Raw genomic sequence first — 19,914 nt, 5'->3', positions numbered from 1 at the left:
CAGCCATTAAGCATGGCGAACCACGCAACGATAAATACAGCTTCTGGTGGCAGCTCGCTGGCCGCCGCTGTTGCGGGCGTGCTGTATGGCCTCTATCGCTGGGGCTACAGCGAGGGACACGACAGCGCAGAGCGCGACGGGAATGCCTCACTCAGTCAGTTGCAGTCGCAGTTCGATACGTACCGCCGTGAGCAGACGGAGATGGAGAACGCCGCGCTGAGGGCCTGGGTTAAACGCTATCAGGAGCAGGTAGCCGCAGGCCATCAGGCAGAGGCGAATTACCTTGAGCAGGTGGCGCAGCTTGAAAACCAGAACCAACAACTTAAAGAGAAAATTGATGATGTCACACAGCGCTGGATTGATGAAAAAGGCAAGAGCCATCCCATTGAGTGCGTGTTTACTCGCGGTTTCGTGCGCCAGTACAACGCCGCGCTCGGATATGACGACGCATCCGTCGACACCGGTCATACAGGCAGCGCTTCCGCCGCTATCTCCAGTGCTGGCACAGCGACCCGGCCTCCTGAAGCCCCTGACGCCGGGTTACGCAACCCAGGCGTCTCGCAGCGTGACGTCCTCGCCAACATCATCGACAACGCCAGGCAGTGCCGCGTCTGGCGCAGTCAGATAAACGGGCTGCTGGACGAACGAGAAGGATTAGAAAAATGACGTTGCAGGTTGAATTCTGGACGGTGGTGGGCTTTCTCATCACCTTCCTGAGCTTTATCGGCGGCATCGCCAAATGGTTATTTGGTAAGGCAGAAGACCGTCAGGCTGCCCGGTTTGCGTCACTTGAGCAGGCGCTGCAGCAGTCCGCCTCCAACTGGGGTGAGCTGGAAAAAGAGTTTATGCGATTCCGTGCGGAACTGCCCCTGAACTATGTCCGCCGCGAGGATTATATCTGGGGGCAGACGGTCATCGAAGCCAAGCTGGACGCGCTTTATAACAAGCTGGAAGTGGTACAACAGTACCGTATTACCGGAGGTAAAAATGGTTGATATCGCCCGCGTGCGCCGGGAATCCCTGCGTTGGAGTCTGCTGGTCGCTCTGAACAAAACCCGCCCGTATACCGCCAGCGAAACGCTGCTGCTGGATGTATCCCGCGCCATCTACCCGGACACCACGCATCTTGAGCTGCGTCGGGAACTGGACTATCTGGCTGACCGCAAGATGGTTGATCTGGAGAAGAAGCCTTCTGGCGACTGGTTTGCCGATCTGACCCGCCTCGGTGTTGACCTGGTGGAATATACCGTTGAATGCGGCCCCGGCATTGCCCGCCCGGAAAAGTACTGGAGTGAATGATGGCCAGACGCAGCACGATAGATAAGCTGCCGGAAAACGTGCGGCGCTGGCTTGAGCGGGCGCTGAATGAATCCGGCTTCAGCGGCTATTCCGAGCTGGAGTCCCTGCTGCGTGAGCGGGGTTACGTCATCAGCAAATCGGCTATCCATCGCTATGGCCAGAAGATTGAGCGCCGCTATGGTGCCATCCGTGCGGCCACCGAAGCGGCCCGTATGCTGACCGAAGGTGCTGCTGATGATCAGGATGCGCGTTCGGAAGCCGTCATCGCCCTGATCCAGACCGAGCTGTTCGAGAGTATTGTCCAGTTGCAGGAAGCTGAAGAAGGCGAAGTCGACCCCAAAGAGCGCGTGGCGTTGCTGTCCAAGGTTGCTAAAAACGTGGCCACGTTGTCCCGCGCCTCCGTCAACCTGAAGAAATTTCAGAGCGAAGTCCGTGACCGCGCCCGGCTGGCGGCGAGTAACGCCGAGAAGATTGCCCGCAAGGGTGGCCTGTCTGCTGATGCCGTACAGGCGCTACGACGTGAAATTCTGGGGATTGCCACATGAGTCAGCTTGCTCCCGTTCTGCCTGATACATCGGCACTGGATGTGCCTGCCGTCCTGATGCCTTACCAGCAGCGCTGGGTGGCAGATACCTCCCCGCTCAAGGTGATTGAGAAGAGCCGCCGTACCGGTATTACCTGGGCAGAGGCGTCCGATAACGTGCTGACAGCAGCCTCTTCAGCACCTGCCGGTGGCATGAACGTCTATTACATTGCCTATAACCAGGACATGACCGTCGAGTATATCCAGGCCTGCGCCATGTGGGCGCGGGCATTCAACTACGCCGCCAGCGAGATTGAAGAAGGTTTCTGGGAAGAAGACGAAGACGACAAGCACATCAAGACCTACACCATCAAGTTTCCCGACTCCGGCTTCCGCGTTGTCGCACTTTCCAGTCGCCCGTCTAACCTGCGTGGCCGTCAGGGCATCATCGTTATTGATGAGGCCGCGTTCCATGAGCAACTGGACGAACTGCTGAAAGCAGCGCTGGCGATGCTTATCTGGGGTGGCAAGGTGCGCGTTATCTCCACCCATGACGGTGACGACAACCCGTTCAATACGCTTATTGGCGATATCCGTGCCGGACGTCAGGGGGGCAGCGTACAGCGAATTGCCTTCAAAGAAGCCGTTGCGCAGGGTTTATTTCACCGTGTCTGTCTGCGAACCGGGAAGGAATGGACGCAGGGCACTGAGCAGGCGTGGATGGCGTCGGTGTACAAATTCTACGGTACCGGCGCATCCGAAGAGCTTGACTGTATCCCGGCCAACGGCGGCGGTGCCTGGCTGTCCCGCGCTCTGATTGAGTCCCGTATGTCACCCGATACGCCGGTGCTGCGTTTGACCTGCCCGGAGGGCTACGAGCTGAAGCCCGATGCAGAGCGCTTCAGTGAAACGCAGGACTGGCTGGATGAGAATCTGAAGCCGCTGCTGGAGGCGCTCCCCGCTGATGCCCGCTCGTTTTTGGGGCGTGACTTTGGCCGTAGCGGTGACCTGTCGGTGGACTATCCATTACTGCAGGAGAAGAACCTGGTACGACGCGTACCGTTCGTGATGGAGCTGCGTAATGTGCCGTTCAAGCAGCAGGAACAAATTACATGGTACCTGATGGATGGTCTGCCAAATCTGATGGGCGCGGCACTTGATGCCCGTGGTAACGGCCCATATCTGGCGGAGTATGCCATGCAGCGCTACGGCTCCAGCCGGGTGAAACAGGTCATGCCTACTGAGAGCTGGTACCGCGAGCATATGCCGCCGGTCAAGGCTGCGCTGGAGGATGGCAACCTGATTGATTTGCCGAAGGATGAAGACACTCTGGATGACCTGCGGGCCGTTCAGGTGGTTAACGGCGTTCCCCGCGTACCGGAACAGCGATCAAAAGCGAAACCGGACAGTGGTAAACGCCACGGGGATTCAGCTATCTCGCTGGCGCTGGCGTACTTTGCCAGCCGTGAAATTAACAAAGGGCCGGTGAAGGCAAGCTCACGCCGTCGTCGCCAGTCGGCCCGTATGCTGGAGGGTTACTGATGGCGCGTGGTCTCTGGGTTTCGCCCAATGAATTTGTCAGCTTTGCAGAGCCGAATAAGACGCTTACGGAGCAGATTGCGTCACGCAACCGCTCCATCGACTTCTTCGGTCTGGGGATGTACCTGCCCAATCCCGATCCTATTCTCAAATCACAGGGCCGTGATATTCGCATCTATCGCGAGCTGCGTACCGACCCGCTGGTTGGTGGCTGTATCCGCAGGCGTAAAGCGGCGGTGAAGTCGCTGGAGCGTGGGCTTGAGCGTGGTCATGCCCCGGAGCGGGTGTTCAGCTTTATTAACGACATGCTCGACGATCTCGATATCTCCCGCATCATCGGCGAGATGACTGATGCCGTGCTCTACGGATATCAGCCCTGCGAAATCATGTGGGGCCGTTCGGTTAAGTCCTGGGCCATCACCGATATCGTGGGCAAACCACCCGAGTGGTTCCAGTTCGACAACGACAACCTGCTGCGCTTCCGTGCAAAAGACGCCGGGCTGGAGGGCGAACCCGTACCGCTGAACAAGTTCGTGGTGCCGCGTCAGGATGCGACCTACGACAATCCGTATGGCTTCCCCGACCTGTCGATGTGCTTCTGGCCGGTGACGTTCAAGAAAGGCGGGATGAAATTCTGGGTGCGCTTTGCCGAGAAATTCGGTTCGCCGTGGGTTATCGGCAAGCATCCACGCGGTACGGCGCAGGGTGAGATTGACCTCGATGGAGGCGATGGTCGAAGACGCCGTGGCGGCTATTCCTGACGATTCCTCCATTGAAATCAAAGAGGCAGCAGGCAAGGCCGACAGCAGCGATATTTACCAGAATCTGATTACGCTCGCCCGCAGTGAAATCTCTATTGCCCTGCTGGGGCAGAACCAGACCACCGAGGCGAACAGTAACCGCGCCTCGGCGCAGGCCGGGCTGGAAGTCACCAGTGATATCCGCGATGCCGACGCCGAGATTGTGGTGAGTGCAGTTAATCAGGTCATCCGTCAGGCCGTCTCGCTGAACTTTGGCGATGTGGCCAGCCCCGTCTGGAAGATGTGGGAACAGGGAACGGTCGACGATACGCAGGCCACCCGCGATGAGAAATTCAGCCGCGCCGGTGTGGTCTTCACGCCGCAATACTTCAAACGCGAGTACCAGCTGCTGGACGGTGATATTGATGAGACGCCGCCGTCAGAACGCCAGAAGAACAACACGCTGCCGCTGTCGTTCGCCGAGGCGATTGATGCCGATATTCAGGCTCAGCAGGATCTGGATGATGCGCTGGATATTCTGATGAACGGTGGCTCGTTAAACGGCGTGCTTGAGCCTGTGCTGGCACCGCTGCTTAAGCAGGTTGAAGGCGGTGTTAACCCATCGGAGCTGCTGGGTGCGCTGGCCGAACTGTACCCGCAGATGAACGCGGATGACCTGCAGGAGCGGCTGGCCCGTATCCTGTTTGTCTCAACACTCTGGGGGCGTCTGCATGAGCGTGACCACGGCTGAACTGGCGTACTGCATGACGTTGCCCCCGAAGCGGGCCATCAGTTACCTGAAATCCAAAGGGTATAAAATCACCTGGGACTGGGAGGAGATGTGGCAGGAGGCCCATGCCCGCGCGTTCACCGTAGCCAAAGTGACGCGCCTCGATATTCTGGAGGATATCCGAAGCACCCTGCAGAAAGCGCTGGACGAGGGGAAGACAGACCGCTGGTTCCGAAAGGAGCTGGAGCCGGAGCTGCAGCGCAAGGGATGGTGGGGGCCGCGTGACACCACCGACCCGGTGACGGGTGAACCGGTGACTATCCAGCAGGGTAGCCCGTGGCGGCTCGACACCATCTTTCGCACCAATATGTCCGTGCTCTACAGCGCCGGGCGCTGGGCCGAACAGATGGAGAACGTCGACGACAGACCATACTGGATGTATACCGGCATCAACGACAGCCATACCCGCAAGAGCCACCTGATGCTGCACGGTCTGGTGCTGCGCTATGACGACCCGTTCTGGCAGGCGTTCTACCCGCCGAACGGCTGGCGCTGCCGCTGCGGCGTGATTGCCCTGAGTGCGGCAGATGTGCGCGCCCGTGGTCTGAAGGTGGTGAATTCAGGCTCTGCTATGGGCTGGGAACTGAAGCTGGTGTCGGAGAAAACCGGCGAGATGCAGAACGTCGCCACCTTCAACACCGGTACCACGAAGGTGGCCACCGACGTCGGCTGGTCTTATGCGCCGGGCGCGGCCTACCGTCCTGACCTTGCCCGCTATCAGGGCACGCTACAACAGCTGGCACAGCAGGAACTGAGAGGATAACGATGGCTTCCGATAATCTGGTCAACATCACCATTAACGATGAGTCCCTGCGCCGGAGTCTGCGGGCGCGGGATTTAGCCGCCACAGACCTGGAGCCTGCGATGCGTAAAATCGCAGGAACCCTGCTGGCGGAAACGCAGTTTAACTTTCTGGATGAGGGCCGTCCGGGATGGATGCCATCACTCGCCGCACAGGATCGTGATGGTCAGACACTGCAACTCACCGGGCGACTGATGGGGTCAGTATCAACAGACCATGACGACAGGCAGGCAGCGGTTGGCACTAACGTCGTTTATGGGCCGATTCACCAGTTCGGTGGTAAAACGGGGCGCAATGAGTCCGTTGAGCTTCCGGCCCGCCCGTTCCTGCCGCTGACAGGGGACGGTGAGCTGCAGTCTGATGTGGTCGTTCCCATTCTCGGTACGATTGTGCGTCATCTTGAATCTGCGGCCCGTCGCTGATGTTAACCTTCCGGGGCGGGCGATTTACCACCTTGCCCACCCCGGAGCCTTTATAAAGGTTTACAGCCCCCTCGTTTACGGCTTTAATCACTCCTGCTTCCCTCTATCTGTCATATCCCCCCTTATTTTTTCTAAAGCAGATTAAAAGCGCTCTTCGCGGCTTTTCCACAAACTGTCTCCGACAACATCACGCGGGACAGCAAAATGTCAGCCATTCATATTCTTAAAGCCGGTACTCATACCGACATGCACGGCACGAAACTGCCGTTCACGCAAAGCGACCTTGCCGCCTGCGTAAAAGCCTACGATCCGTCCGTCCATGAAGCACCGCTCGTTATTGGTCACCCCAAAACGGAAGACCCGGCGTGGGGCTGGGTGAAATCCCTGTCACTTAGCGGCGCTGACCTGCTGGCTGAGCCTGAACAGCTCGACCCGCAGTTTGCCGAGCTGGTAGGCAACGGGCGCTTCAAGAAAGTCTCAGCCTCGTTCTATCTCCCGGACTCACCCAATAACCCGAAACCCGGCACGCTTTACCTTCGCCACGTCGGTTTTCTGGGGGCACAGCCACCTTCCATTAAGGGGCTGAAGCAGGTCTCGTTTGGTGAGAAAGAAGAAGGCGTCGTGGAGTTTGCCGACTGGGGTGATATCACCAATGCCTCTCTCTGGGGACGGCTGCGTGACTTTCTGATCGGCCAGTTCGGGCTGGATGAAACCGACAAGGTACTTCCGTCATGGCAGGTTGATTCCCTCCGCGAAGAAGCGTACCGCGAGCCGGTGCAGGCAGGGCCGGACTTCAGCGAACCAAACCCCAACCATCAACAAGAGAACGACACGATGACCAAAGAAGAAATTGAAGCCCTTCAGGCGGAAAACACCCGCCTGAAGGCTGAGGCCACCCAGCGAGCCGAGCTGGATGCGAAGAGTCAGCAGGAGAAGCTGCACGCTGACAACGTTTCCTACGCTGAGAAGCTGGTAAGCGGCGGTCAACTGGCCCCGGCAGCGAAGCCCGTTGTTGTCGCCATTCTGGATGCGGTCTCTGCTGGCGATAAGCCCGTGGAATTTGCCGAAGGCGACACCCGCACACCGCTTGCCACGGCGTTCAAGACGCTGCTGGATGGCGCTGCACCGGTGCTGAACTTTAGCAAGCACGCAACCAAAGACCGTGTGGATACGGGTGTTTCAACGTCTTCAGCAGAGTTTGCTGAAGCCGATCCAGAGCGTCTGGCGCTGCAATCAGAAAGCGCTGGATTTGTCGAAAAAAAGAAGGCATCAGCTACGACGCTGCTGTCTCACGCTGCCTGTAATTAAGGAGAGAGCATGTCTGATTATTTAAAGGGTAAGCGCGTCGTTGATCCGGTGCTGACCAGCATCGCTCGCGGTTATAAAAATGCCGCGTTCATCGGCGAGCACATCTTCCCGATTGTCCAGACCGACAAGGAAGGCGTGAGCGTGCCGACCTTCGGTAAATCGGCTTTTGTGGAGTACGACACCGAGCGTGCCGTAGGGGCTGACAGTAACGTCCTTGTACGTGAGAAGACCGGCAAACTGGATCTGGTTCTCAACGAGCACGACCTGGCCGCACCGGTGGACTACCGGGAGCAGGCAGAGTCAATGTTCAACGAAGAAGCCAAGGCCATTCGTCGCGTTACCAGCGGCGTCAACCTGCGTCGTGAACTGTATGCGGCCCGTCTGGCCCAGGACAAAAAGGTTTACCCGGCGTCGTCCGTTAAAGAGCTGGCAGCAGCTGAACGCTGGGTCGGTGGTAAAGGTGATCCTATAGGCATTATTGAAGGTGGCATCGAGGCCGTGCGTAACAAAACCGGCCTGCGCCCAAACCTGATGACCATGGGGGCCAGCGTCATGTCGCTGCTGAAGTTCCACCCGGCGATCCAGGCCGCGATTGGGGCCAACGAGCGCAAGCGCATCACCATCGAAATTCTGAAAGACCTTTTCCAGCTGGACGATGTGGTGATCGGCGAACCGGTATCTATGGCTTCCATGAAAGATGCCCAGAACAAGGACAAAACCCCGACCGATATCTGGGCCGATAACCTGATGCTGCATTACGTCGGCAAACCCCAGCCGGGCACCGACAGCACTGACGAAAACGAACCATCGTTTGGTTATACCCTGCGCCGTAAAGGGATGCCGGTGGCGGACAAATACGACGGCGTCGGCGGCAAGGTGAAGTACTGCCGTTATACCGATATCTACAAAGTCGCCGTGGTCGGTGGCGATGCCGGGTATCTCATCAGCAACATCGTGAAATAAGGAGACGGTCATGGGTACCACTCAGCAAGTCATTCTGACCACTACCGTGACGGCCAGTGCGGCGCTAACCCAGCAGCGTTTTGTCGGGGCCGATAACGCCCCCTGTCAGGCCGGAGCCGTGGCACTTGGTGTGGAGAAGTCGATGCCGCTGCCGGTGATTTAACGCCGGTCAACGTTCTGGGTATCGTCGCCGTCGAAGTCGGTGCGGCTGTCACAAAAGGCCAGAACGTCCAGTCCGATGCCAACGCCTGCGCCATTCCCCAGGTAGCTGCGACGGAAGATACACCGGCGGGTATCTCTGCCGGGATTGCGCTGGATGAGGTGCTGGCCGCAGGCGACGTTATCCGCATCCTGCGCGGGGTGTGACATGTACTGCACCCTGGCGGATTTGCTTGAGCAGGTACCGGAACGGACGCTAGTCCAGCTCACCAACGAAGAACTGGACTTCGACTCGCCTGCGACGGTGAAAGCCGAGGTGGTGGACAGCTGTATCCGCTATGCAGATGAGCTGATTGATGCCCATCTGCGCGGACGCTATACCCTGCCGCTGGCAGAAGTACCCACAGTTCTGCGGGACATTGCCATTACGCTTTCGCGTTACCGGCTATATGCCCGCCGTCCTGAAGGTGATTTGCCCGATACCGTCAAGGATGACAACAAAGAGGCCCGGCGTCAGCTGGAGGCTATACGCGATGGAAAGCTCACGCTGGGGCTGCAGTCCACACAGAAAGATGTGCCTGAGTCCGGTGAAATCCGGGCGCGGGCACGCCGCCCCACCTTTGGCGGGCGTGATGGTTTGCTGGAGAAATACTGATGAACGTTCTGCCCGTCCTTGATGCGGTACTGGCCCGGTTACGCGAGAAACTGCCGCAGCTGCAGGTGGAGTACTTCCCGGAGAAACCGGCTGAATATCGCCTGAATCATCCGGTTGGGGCACTGCTGGTGAGCTATGCCGGTTCGCGCTTCGACAAGCCGAATGATATCGGTGCGGTGATCCAGCCTCAGACTATCCAGCTGTGCGTGACGGTGGTCTTCCGCCAGCTCAACGGTAAAAGAGGTGCAATTGACGTCCTGGATGCGATCCGTCGCATCCTCGGCGGCTACACCCCGCCGAACTGCCGCCGTCGTATCTGGCTTACCCGTGAGGTGTTTATCGGTGAGGTCAAGGGGCTGTGGCAGTACGCCCTCGACTTTGCAACAGAAAGCGTCTTTATCGAAGACAGCGATATCGAAGACAGCGATTTACCGTCCGGCCCGCTGTTAACCGAAGTGAACTATGAGGAAAGCGAGTGATGAAAGAACACCGCTATTCCGGCCCGGCCAGCGGCGTCACGCTGGGCGACGGAACTGAAATCCTGCTCTGGCCGGGGAAGAACGCCTCCCTGCCAGAGAACCATGAGTATGTGACGGTTCTGGTGGCGCTGAAGCACCTGACGCCGGTACCTGAAGAAACCAAACCCGCCAGCACACCGGCTCCGCAGTTACCAAAGCGCAAGAACGGTGGCGACAACGATGTGAAAACGGAGGATTCCCATGGCAGCTAACTATCTGCACGGCGTCGAAACCATTGGGGTGGAAAACGGCGCCCGCCCGGTTAAGACGGTGAAGTCTGCCGTGATTGGTACCGCCCCGATGGGTGACGTCAATACGCTGGTGCAGTGCCTATCTGAGAAGGATGCGGCGGCATTTGGCAGCCAGCTTACCGGCTTTACCATCCCGCAGGCGCTGGATGCTATCTACGATCATGGCGCAGGCACCGTTCTGGTGATTAACGTGCTTGATCCGGCTGTACATAAAACCGCTGTGGCCGATGAAGATGTGACGTTCGATAAAGCTACGGGCAAAGCGCAACTGGCCAACCCGGTGGTCGCGCAGCTGGTGCTGAAACCAGACAGCGATGGTCAGCCTTACGTCGAGGGTGAAGACTACTCGCTCAATGCGCAGACCGGCGTGATTACCAGCCTCGGCAAAAGCATTGCGGCGGGCGCAACCGCGACGGCCAGCTATAACTATGCTGACCCGACCAAAGTCACCCCGGCTGATATCATCGGGGCTGTTAACGCGGCGGGCAACCGTACCGGCATGAAGCTGCTTAACGACAGCTTCAACCTGTTTGGCTACTTCGCCAAAATCCTGATTGCCCTGGTGTTCTGCACCCAGAACAGCGTCTCGGTAGATCTTATCGCCATGGCTGAAAAGCTGGGGGCAGTGACCTACATCGACGCTCCAATTGGCACCACCTTTGCGCAGGCGCTGACGGGGCGTGGCCCGGAAGGCACCATCAACTTCAACACCAGCTCCGACCGCGTCCGTCTGTGTTATCCGCACGTCAAGGTGTACGACGCGGCCACCAACAGCGAACGGCTGGAGCCACTGAGCCAGCGTGCTGCAGGTTTGCGTGCCAAAGTTGACCTGGATAAGGGTTACTGGTGGTCTTCATCCAACCAGGAAATCATGGGCATCACCGGTGTGGAACGCCAGCTGTCGGCGATGATTGACGACCCACAGAGCGAGGTGAACCTGCTTAACGAACAGGGCATCACCACGGTCTTCAGCGGCTACGGCAGCGGTCTGCGTCTGTGGGGGAACCGCACTGCCGCGTGGCCAACGGTGACCCATATGCGCAACTTTGAGAACGTTCGCCGCACCGGTGATGTTATCAACGAGTCCCTGCGCTACTTCAGCCAGCAGTACATAGATATGCCCATCACCCAGGCGCTAATTGATGCGCTGACGGAATCAGTCAACGCCTATGGTCGTAAGATGATTGGCGACGGTGCGCTGCTGGGCTTTAAATGCTGGTTTGATCCGGCCCGCAACGAAGAGACGGAGCTGGCTGCCGGTCACCTGTTACTGAGCTACAAATACACGCCGCCACCGCCGTTGGAGCGACTGACGTTTGAGACCGAGATCACCTCGGAATACCTTTTAACCCTGAAGGGGAATAGCTGATGGCAAAGATTGAGATCAACCGCATCACCAATGCCAACATCTACCTGGATGGCGCTAACCTGCTGGGCCGGGCCGAGGAGGTCAAACTCCCTGACGTGTCCATGACCATGCAGGAGCACAAAGCGCTGGGGATGGTGGGCAAGGTGGAACTCCCGGCAGGCTTCGACAAAATGGAAGGCGAGATCAAGTGGAACAGCTTCTATCGCGACGCCATGTTGTCTGCCGCTAATCCGTATAAATCGCTGGCCCTGCAGTGCCGCTCCAGCGTGCAGCGCTACAGCTCACAGGGGCTGATTGATGAAATTCCGCTGGTCACCTTCCTGACGATCATGTTCAAGAAGAACCCGCTGGGGACATTCAAACAGCATGAGAACGCCGAGTTCTCCAGCAGTTTCACCTGCACGTACATCAAGCAGGTGCTGGACGGTGAAGAGCTGCTGGAGCTGGACTATCTGGCCAACATCTTCCGCGTCGGCGGTGTTGACCAGCTGACTGACTACCGCATCAATATCGGGGGCTGACGGTGACCGTCGAGATTGAAGACAAAGGCGGGAACTGCGGTTCTATCGGCATGGGGAATGGTACCTGGTTCACCATTCTGGATATTCCGGGGGTGGAAAACCTTTTTAATACCCGTAAAACCAATGATCCGATTGACTGTACCCGTTCAAAGGCCCGTAAGCTGGCTGATTTGATTGAAGCCTGGACGCCACCCGACCACTGGTTCACCGGCATCGGTAAAACCGAAGGAAAAGCGTTACTCATTGCGTTCCTGCGCAACTGCAAGGGTTTTCGCACTCACTGATATCACAGGGGCTTCGGCCCCTTTCGTTAGTAAACCCCATTAAAGTATCTTCCTGTCTTCATTCGACATACTGCTCTGAACTTACAAAGGAGCATGAAAATGTCACAGACACAATCTTCAGTTTTCCCCCTGACGCACCCTTTTACTACCGCTTCCGGTGTTCGTGTTGAGCAAATTGAGCTGAAGCGGCTCACAGTCAAAGACCTGAAGCAGGTACGCAAAATCAGTAAAGACCCGGCTGACTGGGACGAACCGCTGATTGCCCGCAGTACCGGCATTCTGCCGGAAGACCTCGATAATATGGATTTAGCTGATTATCTGAAGTTGCAGAAACGATTTCAGCTCGTCACTGGGATGGGCGAGAGCGACGAAGGCGTTGACGCAAGCACAGGGGCTGCTGGCGAGGTGGTTTAGATTTCAGCCGGGGGAGATTGATGCCCTCGATACTGATGATCTGGAAATGTGGCTGGAGCAGGCTGAAGAGCAGATCAAAAGCGAGTACGGCGACAGGGATTAATTATTTTAGCAGCCGGATAATGGCTGCTTTCTTTCTTCGATACTCCAGCCACACTTTCCCGGCTTTTCTTCTTTTATATACCGACCCGGAGGATACCCATCGTGGCCAGTAACTTTTCCGTTGGTGTTGTTATTGGTGGCATGGTTGGTAGCACCTTCCGCTCAGCGGTGAGCGGCACCCGACGTGCCCTCGACTCCCTGAATGATACATCCCGCCGCCTCCAGGAGCGCCAGAACGCCTTAACCCGCGCCACAGAACGTTATGGTCAGTTAGGCTCTTCCCGGATGCAGCGTCTCAACAGCGACTTGTTGCGGATCAGCCGAACTATGGAGCAGGTTGAACGCCAGCAGCGCCGTCTGTCTGCGGTATCAGCCACCAGTGATGCACTAAAAACCAACCGCATGGCGTTGTATGGTCAGGGTGTTGAGGCGTATGCCATGGCACAGACCGTTTATCATACGGTCTCCCCGGCAGTTCAGCAGTCTATGTCTTTTTCAGCAGTCTATGTCTTTTAAAGACAAGATGATTGATATGTCGATCACCGCAAAATATGACGATAAAATGCGGGACAGCCTTGCCGAAAAAATAAAAAGCTGGGCGCTTAAATACAATCAGTATCAGGATGACATGCAGGATGCAGTGGGTTCACTCATCAGCGACAACATCGATAATGTGTCTGATATTGGGTATTTGATGCCGGACATTGCCCGTGCGGCAACAGCGACCCGTACAGCTGGACAGGACTGGGCCAAGGTGGCAGCTGTCTGGCAGAATTCTCTGAAGGGGGCGGCTAAAGATTTTGGCGCAGTGCAAAATATTATGGCCTATGCCGGTGACCAGGGTTCATTTGAAATTCCGGATCAGGTCAAATGGATGCAGTCACTGGCTCCGATGATGGAAGGTGTGGCCAGCGGCAAAGAAGCGGTAGCTGAAATTGGAGCCAGCCTGCAGATAGCGAAAATTGGTGCAGGTTCTACCGATGAAGCGGCGAATAACTTCAAAAATTTTCTAACCAAAATATTTGCCCGTGATACCCAGAAACAATTTGCCGATCTGGGCATTGACCTGCAGGGTTCCATTGAGAGCTATAAAGCTGCAGGCATCTCTCTAATCGAAGGAATGATGAGTGTCATTGAGCGGTATCTGAAAGCTAAAAGCCCGGAAGCACTTTCAGGTTTTAAATCTGCAATGAAAATTCAGGATGAAACAGCGAGAGACGAAGCACTGCAGGCGCTGGCTAAGAATTTTGGCCTGGGCGAAATGTTTGCGGATATGCAGGTAATGGGCTTTGTCCGCCCTATGCTGGCCAATATGGATAGGTATCGTGAAATCCGTGCTGGTGCACTGCAGGCTGCAGATAAGGACATGCTGGCTAATTCGTATGATCAGCGCCTGACATCTCCCCTCGAAGCGACCAAAGCTCTGATGGTCAACAGTCGCAATCTGGCTATCATTCTCGGTGATCAATTGGCTCCTTCCTTTATCTCATTGACTGAAGAGTTGATCCCCCTGATTCAGGGGGGCGGGCGCTGGATCGCCGCTCACCCGCAATTTGTCAGCGGAGCTTTTAAAGTTATCACTGCGCTCATTGCTTTTAAAATTGCGATTATTGGCCTCAAGCTGGGGCTGAATCTCCTTATTTCCCCCTTCGTCAGCGTCTGGAAAAGTGCTGTTTTATTGCGTACTAACTGGTTACGTCTGACAACGGCACTCGGAGACGGCGGCAAATTACGCTGGCTCGCTACTGGATTCAGTCGACTGGCCAGCGGCGGTCTGAAACTTGGTAGCATTCTGGCAGGTAGTCTTGCTCGCGGTATTATGATTGCTGCTCGCGCTGTTCTATTCATTGGTCGGGCGCTGCTGATGAATCCCATTGGGCTAATCATCACCGGCGTAGCCATGGCAGCTTATTTAATCTATCGCTACTGGGGGCCAATCTCCGCCTTCTTTAAGCGAATGTGGGCGCAGGTAACCTCTGCGTTCACTAGTGCATGGAGTGGTATCAAGTCGGCATGGAATGGCGTATCCGGCTGGTTTACTGGTTTGTGGGGTAATGTTAAAGCAGCTTTCAACGGCGGGATCATCGGGATCAGCAAGCTTATTGTTAACTGGTCTCCACTAGGCTTGTTCTATAAAGCCTTTGCGGGGGTGATGAGTTGGTTTGGCGTCGATATGCCGAAAAACTTTACCGACTTCGGCGGCAATCTGATCAGCGGCCTCGTTAACGGCATCGGCTCGTTAACGGCATCGGTAATAAACTGTCTGCAGCGAAAGACACCATCGTTAACTTCGGCAACTCCATTTCGGGCTGGTTTAAAGAAACCCTGGGTATTCACTCTCCGAGCCGCGTATTTATGGGCTTTGGCGACAATATAGGCCAGGGGGCCGCTATCGGTCTGCAGCGTACCACACCACTGGCCGCACTGGCGAGTCAGCGCCTCGCCACCGAAATGACCCCCGATGTTCCCCGTCTTCCGTCGCCGGAAATCATGGCTGCAGGTTATTCAGGGCGTGGCGCAGCAGCAGCCGGTGGCGGAACCTCTGGTGGTATTCAGGTCACCTTTAATCCTCAGTTTTACCTCAATGGCAAAGAGACTGCCGCACCTGCCGGGCTGACCAGCGCACTGAATATGAGCCTGCATGAGCTGGAGAAAATGCTGGAGCGACTGCTGGCTCAGAAACAACGTCGGGGGTACGAATAATGTTTGCGGTATTGGGTGATATTGAGTTTGAGCTGATTACCTACTGGGATGGGTTCGAAGCGACATTCGGCGTCGATTATGCCGAACATGCCCGAATCGAAGGAAAGCCCGGCCTGCAGTTTGTCGGCGATAAGCTGGACGAAATCCAGATAAGCCTGGTCTTCCATCAGCATTATTGTGTGCCCGACGTGGAGCTGGCACGACTGCGAACAGCCATGAAAGCCCATCAGGCGCTGGTCTTCGGCAATGGTGATTATCGCGGCTGGTTCGTTATTACCGATGTTACTGCGACCAGCGAGCAGACCGACAGCACCGGCAACGTGCTGGCCGTCAATGCCACCGCGTCTCTCCGGGAGTACATCGGCGACCCGAAAAAACCACTACAGCCTCCTGCGATACGCACGCAGGTTCCCGGCGTCGGGGCGGTCTCCGGTGCCGTCCCTTCGCCTTCCGGGATAGCGCAGTACGTCCGCGACGGTGTCAATTATGCCAAACAGGCGCAGTCTGTTCTCCAGACCACCATCAGCGCCGTTCGGGTGGTGCAGAAAATGAAGGATAACCCCGCCGTCGCACTGACCCGCGTGCCGGGTCTGATGAGCGGACTGGGTAACGTGTCCGGGGCGTTAGGTCAAAGCGTTCCGGCGTTTAATGCGCTCTCTGAATCCATGCCCGAAGCCATCAGTCTGGCCAGAGCCACCAGTGATGCGGCCACGTATGTACAACAGGCGCAGTCTTCACTGAGCGGTGCGGACGGCAGCAATATCGCAGCGGCGCTGGATGCTGTTTCCGGACAGCTTAACTCCGCCAGTACCACGTTCACCCGTATGTCGCCGGGGTTAAGCACCATGGCAGCCAGGATACTGGCGAGGAGTGTGTGATGTTTCTTGAACATGTCACCCGTGGCGGGGAGCGCTGGGATTCTCTGGCATGGCGGTACTACGGTGATCCGCTGGGCTATCCCCGGATTATTGCCGCCAATCCGCACGTGGCCATTACGCCGGTGCTGCCCTCCGGGTTGTTGTTACTGATTCCGGTTATAGAGGCTGAAGAAGCCAGCACAGAAGAGGATATTGCCACATGGCTGAGGTAAACAGCACTGCACAGGCTGCGTCAGCATTGACTGGCGTCAGCGATGTGCTGAGTCCGGTGTTCACCCTGTGGTATCTGCAGAAGAACATCACCACCGATATCGCCCCTTATGTCACTCGCGTGACCTACAGCGATAACATCAAAAGCGAGTCCGACACCATTGAGGTGGAGCTGGACGACACTGATGGCCGCTGGCTGGATAAGTGGTATCCGGGCAAGGGTGACACGCTGACGCTAAAGATGGGCTATCAGGGCGAGAAGTTGCTGTCCTGCGGTACGTTCTCGATAGACGAGATCGAAGTGATTTCGCCCGCTTCCGTTGTCGCTATCCGGGGCGTGGCCACCTCGGTCAACAACGCTCTGCGGACAAAATCCAGTCGTGGCTTTGAGAGCACCACGCTGGCGGCCATCGCCGGGCGCATTGCCAAAAAGCATCAGCTGAAACTGGTGGGCAGCATTGAGGCCATCAAAATTGACCGGGTGACCCAGTATGCTGAAACGGACGTGGGCTTCCTGCGTCGACTGGCCAGCGAGTATGGTTATGCCGTGAAAGTGGTCAGCGACCAGCTGATTTTCTCTCATCTGGCCACGCTGCGCGGTCAGGAGCCGGTCAGGCAGTTAAAGCCGCAGGATGTGGCCAGCTTTTCCCTGCGCGACACCATCAATCGGGTCTATAAGTCCGCAAAAGTGAAACACCAGAAGAGCAACAGCAAAAAGCTGATCGTCTACGAAGCTGACGGCGGTACCAGCGAAAGCGACAAACAGGCCAAAGGCGGCAAGGTCACCAGCGCCGACTCACTGAAGGTCAACAGCCGCGTCAGCGACCCGGACAGCGCCCGGATTAAAGCGGATTCGGCGCTGGCCAGTCATAACGAATACCAGCAGAACGGCTCCCTGACGCTGATGGGGACACCACAGTTGACTGCAGGCAACAAAATTGAACTTGTGGGCTTTGGTCAGTTATCCGGGCCATGGTTGATAACCACTGCTCGCCATGCGTTTGACCGCAACGGTGGCTACACCACAGAGCTGGAGGTGGCACGAGGGCCGGTCACTCAGGACAAGGCTAAGAAAGGCAAAAGACCGGCAAGACTCAGACGCTGACCGTCTATAAACCGGACGGCAGCACATCCACGGTAATAAAGGAGAAGAAATAATGGCAGGCGTCACCCGTCAGGTCGGTACGGTCAGCGCCGTCGATGCCGACAAGGTCCAGGCCCGCGTTCGTCTGCCTGAGTGCGATAACCTGCGCACTAACTGGCTTAACGTGCTGCAGCGCAATACCCAGGACAACAAGGATTACTGGCTCCCTGACGTGGGGGAGCAGGTTGAGGTGTTGCTCGATGTCAACGGCGAGGATGGTGTCATTCTGGGCGCGGTGTACTCAGAAGTCGATAAACCTCCGTTCAGCGACAAAAACGTCCGTGGCACGAAATACGCTGATGGCGCGGAGTTCAGCTATAACCGCGCGACTCATACGCTGACGGTTAAAGGCGGTATCGAGCATGTGGTGATCGAAGTTGCCGTGGGGATTAGCCTGAAAGGGCAAACCATTGATTTGACCGCTGACACCACCACGGTGAACGGCAACCTTGAAATCAACGGGAGTGCCCATGCGACTGGTAACATATTCGCAGATGGCCAGAACTCTAATCACCACTCCCACTGACCTTCTTAAACGCCTTTAATATCGGCGTTCCCGCACAGGGGCAATACTGCCCCCATGAAAACAACGTCAGTATTCTGGCAACCGGCCCTGCAAGCCCCCGGCGAAATCGTCCGGGGGCTGAATGATATCTGGCAGGCCATTCAAATCATCCTGCGTACTCCTCGCGGCAGCGACCCGCATCGCCCGGAGTTCGGCAGCAATCTGTACCTTTATATCGACTGGCCCATCGACCGGGCTATTCCGCATGTGGTGCGCGAATCCGTCGATGCCATCCGCCGCTGGGAACCTCGCTGCCAGCTTATGTCGGTCAAACCCGCCGTCGACGGCGAACATCTTACGCTCCGGGTGAGCTGAAAAGGCTCTGACGGACAGCCCCGGACTCAGGAGCTTTTATGGCGCTGACAGAACCTAATTTTATTGAACGCGATGCCGACAAAATCACGGCTGAAATGATTGCACAGTACGAAGCCGCAACCGGCAAGACGCTGTACCCCGCTCAGGCTGAGCGCCTGCTGATTGACCTGTGGGCATACCGCGAAATGCTGGTCAGGGTGGCAGCGCAGGAAGCGGCCAAACAGAATCTGGTCGCCTTTGCCCGTGAGACGATGATTGATTACCTCGGTGAACTGGTCGGTGTGTACCGCCTTGCCGCGCAGCCTGCCACCACCTCGCTCCAGTTCTCTGTGGATGAGGAACTGGCTGTTGATGTGCTAATCCCGGCTGGTACTCGCGTCAGCGCTTCGGACAGCATTATTTTTGCCACCGATACTGACGTGGTGCTGAAGGCCGGATTGCTGCTGGTCAATGCCACGGCCACCTGTACCGAGCCAGGAGCCGCTGGTAACGGCTGGCAGCCTGTACAGGTCAGTCAGTTGCTCGATGAAATTGATAATGTCGACCTGCAGGTGACCAATCTGGCGGCCAGTTCTGGCGGTTCAGAGCAGGAAGACAATGACAGGCTCCGCGAGCGTATCAAACTGGCCCCGGAGTCTTTCACGAATGCCGGAAGCCGTATGGCATACCGCTTTCATGCCATGCAGGCCCATCCCAACATCGTCGATGTCGCCGTGCTTTCCCCGGTTCCCGGCACCGTAGAGCTGTATCCGCTGCTCAGTACCGGCTTGCCGGACGACAGCATCCTCACACTGGTTGAGAGTTTCTGCTCGGACGAAAAAGTCAGGCCGCTCACCGATACCGTGCGGGCTAAAACGCCTGTGCAGGTGGATTACGCCATTGAAGCCAACATCACTATCTATCGTGACCAGGATGCCAATTTGATAAAGGACAACGCCAACAGCGCCATACAGAACTGGGTGGCGCCCCGTACCGCCACGTTGGGGCGCGATATTGTCCCCAGTCAGATTATCAGCGTGCTGTCCGTTGCCGGAGTGTATCAGGTCGAACTGGTGACACCGGTGCTGAAGGTGGTGGCAGAAAACGAATGGGCAAACTGCACTGCAATCACTCTCAACATGACCAGGGTATCCGATGGCTGAGCCGCTACAACTCCCGCCACCGCTTGAGGGTGATATCAGCCTCAGAGCGCTGGGCAGGCTGGCCGCAAGACTGGACAGCATCGACCTCGGCGTACTGATGGTCTATCTCGTCGATATCGTCGACAGTTTCGCGCTGCCATGGCTGGGCGAGCAGTTCTCGCTGACCGGCGATAATGGCTGGGAGCTGGCGGAATCGGATGATGTACGTCGCACGCTTATCAAATCCGCCATCGAGCTGCACCGCTACAAAGGGACGCCGTGGTCAATCCGGGAAATTATCCGCCGTTTTGGCTTTGGC

The 19,914-nt window shown here is 56.9% G+C and carries 21 protein-coding genes and 5 pseudogenes; all 26 read left to right on the top strand.

Going from position 1 to position 19,914, the window contains the following annotated elements; translation table 11 throughout:
• The first annotated feature begins 12 nt into the window (after positions 1–12).
• Entirely contained in the window at positions 13–666 is a 654-nt protein-coding gene (locus ACMZI0_RS14455; protein WP_415673470.1) for a hypothetical protein, read from the top strand.
• Positions 663–995, top strand: coding sequence for a hypothetical protein (locus tag ACMZI0_RS14450; protein ID WP_415673469.1), 333 nt, complete (start codon positions 663–665; stop codon positions 993–995). The genes ACMZI0_RS14455 and ACMZI0_RS14450 overlap by 4 nt, the downstream gene beginning before the upstream one ends.
• A complete protein-coding gene (locus ACMZI0_RS14445) occupies positions 988–1,299 on the top strand; it encodes a hypothetical protein (RefSeq protein WP_032636386.1) in 312 nt (103 codons plus the stop codon). The genes ACMZI0_RS14450 and ACMZI0_RS14445 overlap by 8 nt, the downstream gene beginning before the upstream one ends.
• The gene (locus ACMZI0_RS14440) at positions 1,299–1,844 is read left to right on the top strand and encodes a DUF3486 family protein (protein WP_415673667.1); all 546 of its coding nucleotides are present in this window, start codon (positions 1,299–1,301) and stop codon (positions 1,842–1,844) included. Before ACMZI0_RS14445 ends, ACMZI0_RS14440 begins: the two co-directional genes overlap by 1 nt.
• A complete protein-coding gene (locus tag ACMZI0_RS14435) occupies positions 1,841–3,364 on the top strand; it encodes a hypothetical protein (protein WP_415673468.1) in 1,524 nt (507 codons plus the stop codon). Before ACMZI0_RS14440 ends, ACMZI0_RS14435 begins: the two co-directional genes overlap by 4 nt.
• Positions 3,364–4,852, top strand: a pseudogene (locus ACMZI0_RS14430) (DUF935 domain-containing protein). Before ACMZI0_RS14435 ends, ACMZI0_RS14430 begins: the two are co-directional and overlap by 1 nt.
• Positions 4,833–5,654: a phage minor head protein gene (locus tag ACMZI0_RS14425; RefSeq protein ID WP_415673467.1), complete on the top strand. Its 822-nt coding sequence runs from the start codon at positions 4,833–4,835 to the stop codon at positions 5,652–5,654. Before ACMZI0_RS14430 ends, ACMZI0_RS14425 begins: the two are co-directional and overlap by 20 nt.
• Positions 5,655–5,656: 2 nt before the next feature.
• Positions 5,657–6,115: a phage virion morphogenesis protein gene (locus ACMZI0_RS14420; RefSeq protein ID WP_415673466.1), complete on the top strand. Its 459-nt coding sequence runs from the start codon at positions 5,657–5,659 to the stop codon at positions 6,113–6,115.
• A gap of 204 nt (positions 6,116–6,319) precedes the next feature.
• Positions 6,320–7,419, top strand: a pseudogene (locus tag ACMZI0_RS14415) (peptidase).
• Between the two features lie 13 nt (positions 7,420–7,432).
• A complete protein-coding gene (locus ACMZI0_RS14410; RefSeq protein ID WP_415673465.1) occupies positions 7,433–8,386 on the top strand; it encodes a hypothetical protein in 954 nt (317 codons plus the stop codon).
• 10 nt (positions 8,387–8,396) lie between these two features.
• A pseudogene (locus tag ACMZI0_RS14405) lies at positions 8,397–8,752 on the top strand (DUF2190 family protein).
• Between the two features lies 1 nt (position 8,753).
• Positions 8,754–9,200, top strand: coding sequence for a gp436 family protein (locus tag ACMZI0_RS14400; RefSeq protein ID WP_415673464.1), 447 nt, complete (start codon positions 8,754–8,756; stop codon positions 9,198–9,200).
• Positions 9,200–9,679, top strand: coding sequence for a Gp37 family protein (locus ACMZI0_RS14395; RefSeq protein ID WP_415673463.1), 480 nt, complete (start codon positions 9,200–9,202; stop codon positions 9,677–9,679). The genes ACMZI0_RS14400 and ACMZI0_RS14395 overlap by 1 nt, the downstream gene beginning before the upstream one ends.
• Positions 9,679–9,930 (top strand): hypothetical protein, encoded by a 252-nt coding sequence (locus ACMZI0_RS14390; protein WP_415673462.1) that lies wholly within the window; start codon positions 9,679–9,681, stop codon positions 9,928–9,930. The genes ACMZI0_RS14395 and ACMZI0_RS14390 overlap by 1 nt, the downstream gene beginning before the upstream one ends.
• Positions 9,920–11,338, top strand: coding sequence for a phage tail sheath subtilisin-like domain-containing protein (locus ACMZI0_RS14385; protein WP_415673461.1), 1,419 nt, complete (start codon positions 9,920–9,922; stop codon positions 11,336–11,338). The genes ACMZI0_RS14390 and ACMZI0_RS14385 overlap by 11 nt, the downstream gene beginning before the upstream one ends.
• On the top strand, positions 11,335–11,859 hold the full coding sequence (locus tag ACMZI0_RS14380; protein WP_164079462.1) for a phage major tail tube protein: 525 nt from the start codon (positions 11,335–11,337) through the stop codon (positions 11,857–11,859). Before ACMZI0_RS14385 ends, ACMZI0_RS14380 begins: the two co-directional genes overlap by 4 nt.
• Before the next feature lie 2 nt (positions 11,860–11,861).
• Complete coding sequence (locus ACMZI0_RS14375) at positions 11,862–12,143, top strand: hypothetical protein (protein ID WP_415673460.1); 282 nt, start codon at positions 11,862–11,864, stop codon at positions 12,141–12,143.
• 99 nt (positions 12,144–12,242) lie between these two features.
• Entirely contained in the window at positions 12,243–12,557 is a 315-nt protein-coding gene (locus tag ACMZI0_RS14370; RefSeq protein ID WP_415673459.1) for a phage tail assembly protein, read from the top strand.
• Positions 12,558–12,761: 204 nt separating this feature from the next.
• Positions 12,762–15,362, top strand: a pseudogene (locus ACMZI0_RS14365) (phage tail tape measure protein).
• Positions 15,362–16,240 (top strand): phage tail protein, encoded by an 879-nt coding sequence (locus ACMZI0_RS14360; RefSeq protein ID WP_415673458.1) that lies wholly within the window; start codon positions 15,362–15,364, stop codon positions 16,238–16,240. The pseudogene ACMZI0_RS14365 and the gene ACMZI0_RS14360 overlap by 1 nt, the downstream one beginning before the upstream one ends.
• Positions 16,240–16,452 (top strand): tail protein X, encoded by a 213-nt coding sequence (locus ACMZI0_RS14355; protein WP_415673457.1) that lies wholly within the window; start codon positions 16,240–16,242, stop codon positions 16,450–16,452. The genes ACMZI0_RS14360 and ACMZI0_RS14355 overlap by 1 nt, the downstream gene beginning before the upstream one ends.
• Positions 16,440–17,608, top strand: a pseudogene (locus tag ACMZI0_RS14350) (phage late control D family protein). Before ACMZI0_RS14355 ends, ACMZI0_RS14350 begins: the two are co-directional and overlap by 13 nt.
• On the top strand, positions 17,608–18,120 hold the full coding sequence (locus ACMZI0_RS14345) for a phage baseplate assembly protein V (protein ID WP_415673456.1): 513 nt from the start codon (positions 17,608–17,610) through the stop codon (positions 18,118–18,120). Before ACMZI0_RS14350 ends, ACMZI0_RS14345 begins: the two are co-directional and overlap by 1 nt.
• Before the next feature lie 54 nt (positions 18,121–18,174).
• Positions 18,175–18,474: a GPW/gp25 family protein gene (locus ACMZI0_RS14340; protein ID WP_415673455.1), complete on the top strand. Its 300-nt coding sequence runs from the start codon at positions 18,175–18,177 to the stop codon at positions 18,472–18,474.
• A 38-nt stretch (positions 18,475–18,512) separates the two neighbouring features.
• Positions 18,513–19,616 (top strand): baseplate J/gp47 family protein, encoded by a 1,104-nt coding sequence (locus ACMZI0_RS14335; RefSeq protein ID WP_415673454.1) that lies wholly within the window; start codon positions 18,513–18,515, stop codon positions 19,614–19,616.
• Positions 19,609–19,914, top strand: a 306-nt coding sequence (locus tag ACMZI0_RS14330) for a phage tail protein I (protein WP_415673453.1), incomplete at its 3' end; no start/stop codon positions are given. The genes ACMZI0_RS14335 and ACMZI0_RS14330, both read left to right, overlap by 8 nt.

Source organism: Symbiopectobacterium sp. (assembly GCF_047692315.1).
Classification (GTDB): Bacteria; Pseudomonadota; Gammaproteobacteria; order Enterobacterales; family Enterobacteriaceae; genus Symbiopectobacterium.
Note: the sequence above shows the minus strand (reverse complement) of the source record. Positions and strands in the feature narration are given on the sequence as shown.

What these genes read in the sequence shown, in the direction of transcription:
- ACMZI0_RS14455 (WP_415673470.1), top strand. Translation starts at nt 13, where the DNA reads ATGGCGAACCACGCAACGATAAATACAGCTTCTGGTGGCAGCTCGCTG.
- ACMZI0_RS14450 (WP_415673469.1), top strand. Translation starts at nt 663, where the DNA reads ATGACGTTGCAGGTTGAATTCTGGACGGTGGTGGGCTTTCTCATCACC.
- ACMZI0_RS14445 (WP_032636386.1), top strand. Translation starts at nt 988, where the DNA reads ATGGTTGATATCGCCCGCGTGCGCCGGGAATCCCTGCGTTGGAGTCTG.
- ACMZI0_RS14440 (WP_415673667.1), top strand. Translation starts at nt 1,299, where the DNA reads ATGGCCAGACGCAGCACGATAGATAAGCTGCCGGAAAACGTGCGGCGC.
- ACMZI0_RS14435 (WP_415673468.1), top strand. Translation starts at nt 1,841, where the DNA reads ATGAGTCAGCTTGCTCCCGTTCTGCCTGATACATCGGCACTGGATGTG.
- ACMZI0_RS14425 (WP_415673467.1), top strand. Translation starts at nt 4,833, where the DNA reads ATGAGCGTGACCACGGCTGAACTGGCGTACTGCATGACGTTGCCCCCG.
- ACMZI0_RS14420 (WP_415673466.1), top strand. Translation starts at nt 5,657, where the DNA reads ATGGCTTCCGATAATCTGGTCAACATCACCATTAACGATGAGTCCCTG.
- ACMZI0_RS14410 (WP_415673465.1), top strand. Translation starts at nt 7,433, where the DNA reads ATGTCTGATTATTTAAAGGGTAAGCGCGTCGTTGATCCGGTGCTGACC.
- ACMZI0_RS14400 (WP_415673464.1), top strand. Translation starts at nt 8,754, where the DNA reads ATGTACTGCACCCTGGCGGATTTGCTTGAGCAGGTACCGGAACGGACG.
- ACMZI0_RS14395 (WP_415673463.1), top strand. Translation starts at nt 9,200, where the DNA reads ATGAACGTTCTGCCCGTCCTTGATGCGGTACTGGCCCGGTTACGCGAG.
- ACMZI0_RS14390 (WP_415673462.1), top strand. Translation starts at nt 9,679, where the DNA reads ATGAAAGAACACCGCTATTCCGGCCCGGCCAGCGGCGTCACGCTGGGC.
- ACMZI0_RS14385 (WP_415673461.1), top strand. Translation starts at nt 9,920, where the DNA reads ATGGCAGCTAACTATCTGCACGGCGTCGAAACCATTGGGGTGGAAAAC.
- ACMZI0_RS14370 (WP_415673459.1), top strand. Translation starts at nt 12,243, where the DNA reads ATGTCACAGACACAATCTTCAGTTTTCCCCCTGACGCACCCTTTTACT.
- ACMZI0_RS14360 (WP_415673458.1), top strand. Translation starts at nt 15,362, where the DNA reads ATGTTTGCGGTATTGGGTGATATTGAGTTTGAGCTGATTACCTACTGG.
- ACMZI0_RS14355 (WP_415673457.1), top strand. Translation starts at nt 16,240, where the DNA reads ATGTTTCTTGAACATGTCACCCGTGGCGGGGAGCGCTGGGATTCTCTG.
- ACMZI0_RS14345 (WP_415673456.1), top strand. Translation starts at nt 17,608, where the DNA reads ATGGCAGGCGTCACCCGTCAGGTCGGTACGGTCAGCGCCGTCGATGCC.
- ACMZI0_RS14340 (WP_415673455.1), top strand. Translation starts at nt 18,175, where the DNA reads ATGAAAACAACGTCAGTATTCTGGCAACCGGCCCTGCAAGCCCCCGGC.
- ACMZI0_RS14335 (WP_415673454.1), top strand. Translation starts at nt 18,513, where the DNA reads ATGGCGCTGACAGAACCTAATTTTATTGAACGCGATGCCGACAAAATC.